The following is an 11518-nucleotide window of genomic DNA, read 5'->3' on the forward strand; positions in this document are numbered from 1 at the left end:
CGGCTTTTAATTTGATTTTTAATACAAAATGAAATTATTATTAGATAAAGCACACATTGAAGGCATTCGCTTCTTCGACACCTACCGCAAAAACGGCGGCTATACGGCAGTTGAAAAGGCGCTTAAAATGTCTCCGGATGAAGTTGTGGAAGAAGTAAAGAAGAGCGGGCTCAGAGGAAGAGGCGGCGCGGGCTTCCCCACAGGGCTTAAATGGTCTTTCCTGGCTAAACCAGAAGGCATTCCCCGCCACCTGGTGTGCAATGCAGACGAGTCTGAGCCGGGTACTTTTAAAGACAGGTATTTAATGGAATTTATTCCTCACCTGCTCATAGAAGGGCTGATTGTTTCAAGCTATGCATTGGGATCTAACAACACCTATATTTATATCCGCGGCGAATATGCGTGGATACCCGATATACTGGAACAGGCAATTGAAGAAGCAAGAAGCAACGGGTGGCTGGGTAAAAACATCCAGGGCAGCGGCTTCGATTGTGAGATATATGTGCACCGCGGTGCCGGCGCTTACATTTGCGGCGAAGAAACTGCTTTGCTCGAAAGCCTGGAAGGAAAACGAGGCAACCCGAGGATAAAACCTCCGTTCCCGGCCGTAAAAGGCGCCTGGGACCGGCCTACTGTGGTAAACAACGTGGAAACGCTGGCAGCGGTAGTTCCGATCATGAATATGGGCGGGGCAGCTTACGGAAACATAGGCGTAGGCAAATCTACAGGTACCAAACTTATTTCTGCCTGCGGCAACCTCAACAAGCCGGGCGTGTACGAGATACCTTTTGACCTGAGCGTAGAGGAATTTATATTCAGCGATGAATGGTGCGGCGGCATTCCCAACGGAAAACGTTTGAAAGCCTGCATTCCGGGCGGTTCATCTGTTCCTATTTTGCCCGCAAGCTTATTGCTGACTACTTCTACCGGCGAAAAAAGGCTGATGAATTATGAAAGCCTTTCTGAAGGGGGCTTTGCCACGGGATCGATGCTGGGCTCCGGCGGTTTTATTGTGTTGGATGAAGACCAGTGCGTGGTGAAACATACTTATACTTTGGCGCGTTTCTACCGTCATGAAAGTTGCGGTCAGTGTTCACCATGCAGGGAAGGCACCGGCTGGATGGAGAAAATATTGAAGAATATTGAAGACGGCCGCGGAAAAATGAGCGATATTGATTTATTGTGGGATATCCAGAGGAAGATTGAAGGCAATACCATTTGCCCGCTGGGCGATGCAGCAGCATGGCCGGTTGCAGCAGCCATCAGGCATTTCAGGGATGAGTTTGAATGGCATGTGACCAATCCGCAGGAAGCGCTGACAAGAAACTACGGCCTGGCAAATTATGCAGAACCAAGAATAACAGATACGGCGGCAGTACCGGCATAGTTGCTCCGCTGAAAAAGATATAAAATGGCTGAAGAACAATTATTTAAGGTAACCATTGACAACATTACCATAGAGGTTCCGGCAGGAACATCTATCCTGGAAGCTGCCAGGAAGATTGGCGGAGACGTTACACCCCCGGCCATGTGCTACTACAGCAAGCTGAAGGGTACCGGCGGTAAATGCCGTACCTGCCTGGTTGAGGTCAGCAAAGGCTCGGAAAAAGACCCGCGCCCTATGCCTAAGCTGGTGGCAAGCTGCCGCACAACCGTAATGGATGGCATGGAAGTAAAAAATATCACCTCCTCCAAAGTGGTGGATGCACGCGCAGGCGTAGTGGAGTTTCTGCTCATCAACCATCCGCTGGATTGCCCCATCTGCGACCAGGCAGGAGAGTGCCACCTGCAAGACCTCAGCTACGAACACGGCGATGCAGGCACACGCTTTGAGTTTGAAAAAAGAACTTTTAAAAAGGTTGACCTGGGAGATAAGATACAACTGCACATGACGCGCTGCATACTCTGCTACCGCTGTGTGTACCTGGCCGACCAGCTTACCAACAAAAGAGTACATGGTGTGCTCGACAGGGGCGATCATGCTCAAATAGCTACTTACATTAAAGAAAGCCTGGACAATGAATTTATCGGCAACGTAATAGACGTGTGCCCGGTAGGCGCATTGACAGACAGGACATTCCGTTTTAAAAACCGTGTTTGGTTCCTGAAGCCGCAGAACGCGCACAGGGACTGTCCTACCTGCAGCGGTAAAGCCACTGTATGGCTAAGAGGCGATGAAGTATTCCGCGTTACAGCCCGTAAAGATGAGTGGGGAGAAGTGGAAGACTGGATCTGTAATGAATGCCGCTTCGATAAGAAGCTCACCAGCGACTGGGTAATTGAGGGGCCAAGAGAGATCAACAGGCATTCCGTGATCTCGCAGAACCATTATACCAAAGAAACAAAAGACCCGCAGGAGTTTTTACCGGAAATTCTGGGCCGCAAGCCAAGGATTCTGCTCGACATCCATGATGTAAGCGATGTAGACAAGCCGGGCATAGACCTTAGCCTGATAGAAGGCCCTGCGCACTCAACGGATTTTGATACAAACACTAACGAAAACTACGAAAGCAAATGATATTGTTAGCTATTGACTGGTGGATAATCTTTGAGAAATTTATTCTCACAGTTATCGTAATTTTAGTATGCTTTCTGATAGCATTATATTCCACTTATGGCGAGCGTAAGGTTGCTGCCTTTATGCAGGACCGCCACGGCCCGAACCGTGCAGGCCCCTTCGGCTTGTTCCAGCCTTTAGCCGACGGCGCAAAATTTTTCTTTAAAGAAGAGGTTATACCCAATGCTGCCAACAAATGGCTTTTTATCTTAGGACCCATTATTGCCATGACCACCTCTTTGCTTACCAGCGCAGTAATACCCTGGGGAAGCCACCTGGAGATCGGCGGGCGTGTGATACAGCTACAGATAGCAGATGTAAACATTGGTATTTTATATGTGTTCGCCATCTTTAGCATCGGCGTGTATGGTATGATGATCGGCGGTTGGGCATCTAATAATAAATACTCACTGCTGGCATCCCTGCGCGGCGCTTCACAGATCATCAGCTATGAACTTGCACTGGGCATCACACTGATTGCAGTACTGATGATCTCCGGCACACTCAGCCTGAAGACAATTGTAGAGCAGCAAATGGCGCCGGGCGCTATGTGGAACATTGTATACCAGCCTCTGGGCTTTATTATATTTCTTATATGCATGTTTGCAGAGTGCAACCGTACCCCGTTTGACCTGGCAGAAGCCGAGCAGGAGCTGAACCAGGGCTATCACCAGGAATATTCTTCCATGAAATTCGGTTTTTACATGTTTTACGAGTATGTAAATATGTTTATTGCCGGTGCATTGATGTCTTCGCTTTATTTCGGCGGCTACGATATCCCTTTCTTTGACGAAAGCAGGCTTAGCACCAACTGGGCGGGTATATTAGGCATTATAACCATCGTGGTAAAATCATTGATATTTGTTTTCATATTTATGTGGGTAAGATGGACCATACCGCGTTTCCGGTATGATCAGCTGATGAAGTTAGGCTGGAGAGGGCTGCTGCCGCTGGCCCTGGCAAATATGCTTATCACGGCAGTGCTTGTATTGTTGTTTAATAAATAAGATTTTTTAAGAGGGAGATAATATGCAGAAGTTAACAGGCAAAAGTTACCAGGTAGACAGGCGCCCGATGAATTTCGGGGAGAAACTCTACCTGCCCATACTCAAAGGCATGGGCATTACCCTGAAACATATGTTCCAGAAAAAGGTAACTACTCAGTTTCCTGAAGAAAGACGTCCGTTCAGCCCGGTATTCAGAGGGCTGCATGTGCTGAACAGGGATGAGGAAGGCCGCGAACGCTGTACAGCGTGCGGGCTGTGCGCGCTGGCATGCCCTGCGGAAGCCATTACCATGGAAGCGGCAGAAAGGCTGGAAGGTGAAGAACATTTGTACCGAGAAGAAAAGTATGCAGCCAAGTACGAAATAAACATGTTGCGTTGCATCTTCTGCGGCCTGTGCGAAGAAGCCTGCCCCAAAGATGCTATTTACCTGAGTGAAACCTATCCGCCAACGGCTTTTGCCAGGCAGAAATTTATTTATAAAAAAGAAGATCTTTTAATACCTAACCCGATCACAGAAAAAGAAGCATACGAAAAAGCATTGGGCAAGGATATGGAAACAACTGCAGGAGCATTGAATAAAAGAAAATCGTAGTGTAATGATGGAACTAACTTCTATACTTTTTTGGATCTTGAGCGCAGCATCTATTGTGTGTGCTTTAATGGTGGTGATCAGTAAAAACCCCATGTACAGTGTGCTTTGGCTCATAGGCGTTTTTTTTACCATTTCAGGCCACTATGTAATGATGAACGCACAGTTCCTGGCAGTGGTGAACATTATTGTGTATGCCGGCGCCATTATGGTACTCTTTCTTTTCGTAATAATGCTCATTAACCTGGAAAATATCCCGCGGCCAAATAAAAATATCCGCATGAAGTTTATGGCAGTTGTCAGTGGCGGATTATTGCTGTGGATGTTCCTCTCTGCAATCCGCACGGCCGACGAGTTAAAGCCCGGACAGATGGTGGAAGTTAATACAGGCAGCATCGGGCTGATAGAAAACCTGGGAAAAACATTGTTTACGCAGTATGCCATACCGTTTGAAATATGCAGCGTTTTGTTTTTGAGCGCGATGGTGGGTGCCGTTGCAATTGGTAAAAAAGATTAAACTATAAATTTATAAAGACTTATGCCGGTAGAATATTATACAGCCTTATCAGCCATCTTGTTTACCATAGGTGTTGTGGGTGTGTTGTCAAGGCGCAATGCCATTATTATTTTTATGTGTGTGGAACTGATGCTCAACTCGGTAAACCTGCTGCTGGTAGCATTCTCTAAAATGCATCATGCAGCGCACCCGGCAACCGTGGCCGGTACGGAAGGGCAGCTGTTTGTGTTTTTTGTGATGGTAGTGGCTGCTGCAGAAGTGGCTGTGGGCCTGGCTATCATTGTGATGATGTACAGGAATGTGCGTTCCATAGATGTGAACTTCCTGAACAGGTTAAAAAATTAAAATCAGAAACGCTTTATAAATTATATTATGAATGTAGCTTTATTAGTGCCATTATTGCCTTTCCTGGGGTTTCTTATCAACGGGCTGTTCAGAAAACAACTGAGCAAATCCATGATAGGTATTGTTGGTTGCGGCGCCGTGCTGGCTTCTTTTCTTATTTCGTGCTATCTTTTCGGAAATGTGTATGCAGCATCTAAGCTCGGCAATGAAGCATCAACGGTTTATGCTTATTTCAATTTTATAAAAGTTGCAGATTTTACCATACCCTTTGCCTTCCAGATAGATCAGCTTTCTTCCATATTCCTCCTGATTATAACCGGTGTAGGGTTTTTGATACATGTGTATTCCACTTCTTACATGCACGAAGAGCCAAACGAACATTACGGCAGGTATTTCGCTTACCTGAACCTGTTCGTGTTCTCCATGTTGCTGCTGGTAATGGGCGCCAACTTTGTAGTAATGTTTATCGGCTGGGAGGGTGTAGGCCTTTGTTCTTACCTGCTCATCGGTTTCTGGTTCAAAGACATCAACAACAGCAAGGCTGCGCGCAAAGCATTTGTCATGAACAGGATCGGCGACTTTGGTTTCCTGATAGCTATTTTCTGGATCCTGGCTAAAGTTGGCTCTGCTGATTTTTCGGTTGTTTTCAACAATCCTTTACAATATTTTTCTACCGGGGATATTACCGCCATCACCTTATTGCTTTTCCTGGGAGCAACCGGAAAAAGTGCACAGATACCGCTTTATACCTGGCTGCCCGATGCCATGGCCGGGCCGACGCCTGTATCGGCTTTGATACATGCGGCAACCATGGTTACGGCCGGTATTTACATGGTGGCAAGAAGCAATATTTTATACACGCTGGCGCCAACTTCCATGATGATCGTTGCAATTGTGGGTGTTGCTACTGCTGTATTCGCTGCTACCATTGCGCTGAAGCAAAACGATATTAAAAAAGTGCTGGCATACTCTACGGTAAGCCAACTGGGATATATGTTCTTAGGCCTGGGCGTAGGCGCATTTGGCGGCGCGGTTTTCCACGTTATGACGCATGCCTTTTTTAAGGCCTGTTTGTTCCTTGGAGCAGGGTCTGTGATCCATGCAGTTGGCGGCGGGCAGGACATTCGCCGGATGGGCGGCCTGAAAAAATATATGCCCGTTACACACATTACCTTTTTGCTGGCATGTCTGGCTATTGCAGGCGTACCGCCGTTCTCGGGTTTTTTCTCTAAAGATGAGATACTCGCCGCGGCATTTGCCGGAAACCCGGTTTACTACGTATTGGGATTGATCGGCGCGCTGATGACAGCTTACTACATGTTTCGCTTGTATGGTATGACCTTCCTGGGCAAGTTCAGGGGAACTGCGGAGCAGGAAAAACATCTGCACGAGAGCCCCAAACCTATGACCATTGTGTTGATCGTGCTGGCAATACTCTCTGTTGGCGCCGGTTTGTTGGGCATACCTCCGGTAATGAAAGAAGGAGCACACGCGCTTAACAATTTCCTTGCGCCGGTTTTTGCCGACTCATTTGCTATCAGCCACCCCAAACACCCACCACACTCTACAGAATGGATGCTGATGGGAGTAACTACTTTGCTGGTGCTGGGCGTAATATTCTGGGCGTGGAAGAAATATGCCAACTATGCAGATAACAACCGTGAAGCTACAGGCCTGGCCAAAGTACTGGAAAATAAATGGTACGTAGATGAGCTGTACGATGGTATGATCGTAACACCACTGCACAGGTTTGCGGGCTTTTTGAAAAATGTAGTAGAGAAAATGGGTATTGACGGCCTGGTAAACGGCATGGGCAGCCTTGTGCATTACTCATCCAGGCAGTTGAGGCTGGTGCAGAATGGTAAGGTAGGATCTTATATTTTAATCATGGTATTGTCACTGGTAGGGTTGTTTGTATTGTTCTGGTTCCAGGGCGGCATATTAGATTTCGTTCATAAAATATTTGGATAGAGAAAGTTCGTGTAAAGCGCTTGCGGCAGAAACGATGCGAAAACTTTAAAAACACATTATGTTATATTTACTTATACTCATTCCGGTCTTAGCAGGTATAGGGCTATTCTTTGTAAAGGACAGAAGCGCTACAAAAGCCACGTCTTTGTTTGTTTCGGTAATAATTTTTTTGATAACGGTATGGCAGCTGGCATCGCCCGGCGTATTGCATACGGAAGCAGAATGGCTGCCGATGATGGGCGCTAAATTCAGCCTTACGGCAGATGGCATGGCCAAAATGTTGTGCCTGCTGAATGCTGTATCCATGCCGCTGATCCTTGCAGGTACCTATAACAATAATTACAGGCGCTCAGGCAGCTTTTACGCCCTGATGTTCCTGACGCAGGCTGGCATGATGGGCGTATTCCTTGCAGCAGATGTGTTGTTGTTCTACTTTTTCTGGGAGCTTGCCCTGATACCCGCTTATTTCCTGGCTTCCATGTGGGGAGGAGAAAAGCGCATCCAGGCAGCTTTTAAATTCTTTGTGTATACATTCATAGGATCTTTGCTTTTACTGATAGGAATCATTTACCTGTACACAAAAACTCCTGACAACTCTTTTGCCATAGCTTCATTTGCCAACCTTGACTTATCTGTCAGGGAACAAAACGTAGGCTTCTGGCTCTTCTTCTTTGCTTTTGCCATTAAGATGCCTATATTCCCTTTGCATACATGGCAGCCCCTGGCCTACCAGCAGTCTCCTACCGCAGCTACCGCTGTATTGAGTGGTGTAATGGTAAAAATGGGTATCTATGCCATGCTGCGTTTTGTGCTTCCGGTATTTGCTACCTCTACAGATCACTTTCAAAACATTATTATGTGGGCAGCTATCATTGGTATATTGTATGCTTCGCTGATAGCCATACGCAGCAACGATCTGAAAAAACTGGTTGCTTATTCTTCCATAGCGCATATTGGCGTAATGGCGGCGGCTATATTTTCTTACCAGAAACCCGGCGCCGAAGGCGTAATGCTGCAAATGTTTAACCACGGCATCAACGTAATAGGTCTGTGGATCGTGGTAAATGCTATAGAGCAACAATTGGGCACAAGAAAGATCAGTGAGCTTGGCGGACTGGCACAAAAAGCGCCTACGCTTGCTATACTGTTTACGATAATGGCGCTTGCCAACGTATCCCTGCCGCTTACCAACGCATTTGTGGGAGAATTTTTAATGTTCAACGGCATATTCAGGCACAGCATGTGGATGGCCATTGTAGCCTGTATTAGCATAATACTGGTGGCTGTGTATACGCTTAACATCATACAAAACGTATTTTATGGCACTACCAATGCACTTACCGAAAAAGCGCACGACAGCAATGCAGGCGTAAACACTGCATTGATATGTATAGCCTTGTTTATTTTGTTGCTGGGAGTTTACCCCGAACCTATATTGAACCTGACAAGAGATACTGTGACGGCTTTGTTTGCCAGATAATAAAATTAATTTTCTACCGGTAATTATTAATAAAAAGAGAGATGAACGCGATTATACTTTTAGCAATATTTGGAGTGATCATGATGCTGAGCAGTGCATTTATAAAGCGCAGGCGGACTTATAAATACATTGCCATAGGAGGCATAATCATCACGCTGATAGCAAATTTTTACGAAACGTATAACGGCGCTTTGGTGAATATTGACCTGCACGACCTGTTGCTTTTCACCCAGACCGGCTATCTCTTCAATACGATTATTTTATTGTCTACTGCCATTTATTTTATGCTGTCATCAGACGAGATCGGCCGCGTAGGCAGTAATGCTGGAGAATATTTTGCCTTGATATTCTTTGTGCTGTGTGGTATTTCCGTGCTTACCTGTTACAACAATCTCCTGATGTTATTCCTGGGTATAGAAATTATGTCCATACCCCTGTATATTCTCACAGGTTCTGAAAAGCGTAACCTGAAAGGCAATGAAGCAGCCTTGAAGTATTTTCTGATGGGCTCTTTTACTACCGGTGTGATGCTGATGGGGATAGCGCTTATCTACGGCGGCACAGGCACTTTCCAGCTTACAGGCGGCTATACAGACATTCCGCCCATGACTTCAGGTGTAAAATACATGTCTTTCTTTGATGTTACGGGTATGATATTATTGCTGGCCGCACTCGGTTTTAAGGTTTCAGCAGCGCCTTTCCATTTCTGGACCCCCGACGTGTACGATGGTGCGCCAAGCGTATTCACCTCATTTATGGCTACCATTGTAAAAGTAGGTGCGTTCGTTGCTTTCTATATTTTGTTTGCTGCAAGGGCTAATGAGCTGAGCGTTCAATGGAATGCTTCGGTAGGCATAAACTGGCATATGCTGTTTGCAGTAGTGATAGTGCTCACATTGCTTATAGGCAACATCACAGCAGTGTTCCAGTATAGCGTTAAACGCATGTTGGCGTACTCGAGTATTGCACAGGCCGGCTTTATGATGTTTGCCTTGTTCAGCCTGAACAAAATGGCAACGGAAGGGCTGGTATTGTATTCCGTAGCTTACAGCTTTGCCACCATTGGTATCTTTGCTGTGCTGATGAAATTAAAAGATTATTCTTACGACGGTTTTAACGGGCTGGCCAAAAAAGAGCCCGTATTGGCAGCCACAGCCATCGTATTTTTACTGTCGCTGACAGGCATACCGCTTACAGCAGGTTTTTTTGCAAAATATTACATGCTTGCTTCTGCCTTGCAGGTACCGGGGTACATGTGGCTGGTGATTGTAGCGGTTATTTTTGCCGCCGTAAGTGCCTACTATTATTTCAGGGTGATCCAGGCAATGTATTTCAAAGACGGAGAGCCAGAATTAAACAGTGAAATAAAAACAACTTTCAAAGCTGGGCTGATCATCCTGGCTGCTATTATTCTTCTGCTGGGCATTTTCCCGCAATATGTACTGAATTATTTGTATTTCTAAATATGCAGGAATAAAATAAGATATGGTAATGCTGGATAGCGTGGCAAACAGCTACCTGTTAAACAAAACCTTAAAGTAAAATGATGGCTTGCGCAACTGATCGCGCACCTGCATATCATTGAACATGCCGCTAAGCGTCTGCTGCAGGGCTTTGCTTTTGCCGGCTTTATTCACCACCCAGTTGAACAGCCAGGGCTGCTTCGTGAGTTTTTGCAGGGTTGCGCTGATCTTGAATTCTGCTCCGAAATAGCGCCATACAACCGCATCGTAATTTTCGCGGAAGAATGCCGCAGTGTAATTGTTTTGCTCTATTGCCTTCTCCGCTGCATGGGCTGCAAGCATGCCGCTGTAAAGCGCGTTGCCTATACCTTCGCCGCTGAACGGGTCTACCAGATGGGCTGCGTCACCGGCCAGCAGGTAGCCTTCGCCGGAAATAGCTGAAGGAGACATACGCATAGGCAATCCCCAGCCTGCGTTTTTGCCGGCAACCTCCGCTTTCACAAAACGATTTTTGATTGTAGGGTGCAAATCAATGATCTCCTGCATTTTATCCCGCAGATTGATCCTGTTGTTGCGTATATCTTCTGAAAGCATTACCAGGCCTACGTTTGACATGTTATTGGCCATAGGGAATATCCAGAAGTAACCCGGCAGCAGGCCTTTGATAAAATGCAGTTCTATAAAATTGTTTTCGTCCATGCCCTGCACGCCCTTATAATAGTTGCGTACACCAACTGCATAGGATTTTGCTTTGTCTTCTGCTAAGTGTATGTTTTTGCGCACCTGGCTTTTATCACCGTCAGCCGCAATGAGCAAGGAGGTTCTGTATTGCAGGGTTTGGTTGAGATATTTAAAATGCACTACAAACCCCGGGCTTCTTTCAACTGTAAGCCCCGATATGCCTGTAAATACCTCTGCATATTCACTCCTGGTTTTTTGAAAAAGAAAATGATCGAAATCAATGCGCCTGCAAGTAAAGCCGGTTATTTTCTCATTGCTGCCATTAAAAGGAATAGATATAGGCTTGCCGTTTGGAGCATAAAATTTTATGCCGCGGCTTAGCAGGGTGTTTCCGGAATCTTGTACAATTTCCTGGAGCCAATCGGGGTTAGCTTTGAGGAGCACCTGTGCAGTTTTACCGCTGCAACCGTCGCCGCAGACTTTATCCCGGGGAAATGTCTGTTTATCCAGCAGTAAATGCCTGATGCCTGCCTTTGAGAGAAACACAGAAGCGGCGCTGCCTGCGGGCCCCGCGCCTATGATGATCACCGGGATGTCTTGCATCTGCAATTAGTTAATTTTTGTAAGGACTTTGCTATAGTTTAAGGCATTGCTTCAGCAAATTTGCTGCTTTTATTTTTATAAAAAATTATTTTTCAGGAATTATTTCACAAAAAATCATTGAGGTGGGTGGGTGCAGATGGCTGGTGTCTTTAGGCTGAAATATAATGCCGGTATTGATGCTGCCCGGTTTCGGCTCAAAAGCAAGGTCATTGCATGTGTGTAAATTTTAGTTCGCCGCTTTGCGGCTGTTTTTAATGGTCGCATAGAATAGCCTTTATTCATTCACGGTTGGTATGCAACTTTGC

The 11518-nt window shown here is 46.1% G+C and carries 10 protein-coding genes; 9 read left to right on the forward strand and 1 reads right to left on the reverse strand.

What is annotated here, in order from left to right; genetic code table 11:
* The first annotated feature begins 28 nt into the window (after positions 1-28).
* Genes nuoF through OD355_RS05260 form a run of 9 tightly spaced genes read left to right on the forward strand, consistent with a single transcriptional unit; the run spans position 29 to position 9929 of the window.
* Positions 29-1387: an NADH-quinone oxidoreductase subunit NuoF gene (gene nuoF / locus OD355_RS05220; RefSeq protein WP_263037403.1), complete on the forward strand. Its 1359-nt coding sequence runs from the start codon at positions 29-31 to the stop codon at positions 1385-1387.
* Between the two features lie 24 nt (positions 1388-1411).
* Positions 1412-2518 (forward strand): 2Fe-2S iron-sulfur cluster-binding protein, encoded by a 1107-nt coding sequence (locus OD355_RS05225; protein WP_263037404.1) that lies wholly within the window; start codon positions 1412-1414, stop codon positions 2516-2518.
* Entirely contained in the window at positions 2515-3564 is a 1050-nt protein-coding gene (nuoH, locus tag OD355_RS05230; RefSeq protein ID WP_263037405.1) for an NADH-quinone oxidoreductase subunit NuoH, read from the forward strand. Before OD355_RS05225 ends, nuoH begins: the two co-directional genes overlap by 4 nt.
* A 22-nt stretch (positions 3565-3586) precedes the next feature.
* Positions 3587-4156: an NADH-quinone oxidoreductase subunit NuoI gene (gene nuoI / locus OD355_RS05235; protein ID WP_263037406.1), complete on the forward strand. Its 570-nt coding sequence runs from the start codon at positions 3587-3589 to the stop codon at positions 4154-4156.
* Positions 4157-4160: 4 nt separating this feature from the next.
* Entirely contained in the window at positions 4161-4670 is a 510-nt protein-coding gene (locus OD355_RS05240; RefSeq protein ID WP_263037407.1) for an NADH-quinone oxidoreductase subunit J family protein, read from the forward strand.
* Between the two features lie 21 nt (positions 4671-4691).
* Positions 4692-5015, forward strand: coding sequence for an NADH-quinone oxidoreductase subunit NuoK (gene nuoK, locus OD355_RS05245; protein WP_263037408.1), 324 nt, complete (start codon positions 4692-4694; stop codon positions 5013-5015).
* A gap of 27 nt (positions 5016-5042) precedes the next feature.
* Positions 5043-6986, forward strand: a complete 1944-nt coding sequence (nuoL, locus tag OD355_RS05250; RefSeq protein WP_263037409.1) for an NADH-quinone oxidoreductase subunit L — start codon at positions 5043-5045, stop codon at positions 6984-6986.
* Between the two features lie 58 nt (positions 6987-7044).
* Entirely contained in the window at positions 7045-8466 is a 1422-nt protein-coding gene (locus OD355_RS05255; protein ID WP_263037410.1) for a complex I subunit 4 family protein, read from the forward strand.
* 41 nt (positions 8467-8507) lie between these two features.
* Positions 8508-9929, forward strand: coding sequence for an NADH-quinone oxidoreductase subunit N (locus OD355_RS05260; protein WP_263037411.1), 1422 nt, complete (start codon positions 8508-8510; stop codon positions 9927-9929).
* A 51-nt stretch (positions 9930-9980) separates the two neighbouring features.
* Here OD355_RS05260 and OD355_RS05265 read toward each other — a convergent pair whose 3' ends face one another.
* A complete protein-coding gene (locus OD355_RS05265; protein ID WP_263037412.1) occupies positions 9981-11213 on the reverse strand; it encodes an NAD(P)/FAD-dependent oxidoreductase in 1233 nt (410 codons plus the stop codon).
* Positions 11214-11518 lie beyond the last annotated feature (305 nt).

Source organism: Haoranjiania flava (assembly GCF_025631005.1).
GTDB lineage: Bacteria > Bacteroidota > Bacteroidia > Chitinophagales > Chitinophagaceae > Haoranjiania > Haoranjiania flava.

What these genes read in the sequence shown, in the direction of transcription:
- nuoF (WP_263037403.1), top strand. Translation starts at nt 29, where the DNA reads ATGAAATTATTATTAGATAAAGCACACATTGAAGGCATTCGCTTCTTC.
- OD355_RS05225 (WP_263037404.1), top strand. Translation starts at nt 1,412, where the DNA reads ATGGCTGAAGAACAATTATTTAAGGTAACCATTGACAACATTACCATA.
- nuoH (WP_263037405.1), top strand. Translation starts at nt 2,515, where the DNA reads ATGATATTGTTAGCTATTGACTGGTGGATAATCTTTGAGAAATTTATT.
- nuoI (WP_263037406.1), top strand. Translation starts at nt 3,587, where the DNA reads ATGCAGAAGTTAACAGGCAAAAGTTACCAGGTAGACAGGCGCCCGATG.
- OD355_RS05240 (WP_263037407.1), top strand. Translation starts at nt 4,161, where the DNA reads ATGATGGAACTAACTTCTATACTTTTTTGGATCTTGAGCGCAGCATCT.
- nuoK (WP_263037408.1), top strand. Translation starts at nt 4,692, where the DNA reads ATGCCGGTAGAATATTATACAGCCTTATCAGCCATCTTGTTTACCATA.
- nuoL (WP_263037409.1), top strand. Translation starts at nt 5,043, where the DNA reads ATGAATGTAGCTTTATTAGTGCCATTATTGCCTTTCCTGGGGTTTCTT.
- OD355_RS05255 (WP_263037410.1), top strand. Translation starts at nt 7,045, where the DNA reads ATGTTATATTTACTTATACTCATTCCGGTCTTAGCAGGTATAGGGCTA.
- OD355_RS05260 (WP_263037411.1), top strand. Translation starts at nt 8,508, where the DNA reads ATGAACGCGATTATACTTTTAGCAATATTTGGAGTGATCATGATGCTG.
- OD355_RS05265 (WP_263037412.1), bottom strand. Translation starts at nt 11,213, where the DNA reads ATGCAAGACATCCCGGTGATCATCATAGGCGCGGGGCCCGCAGGCAGC.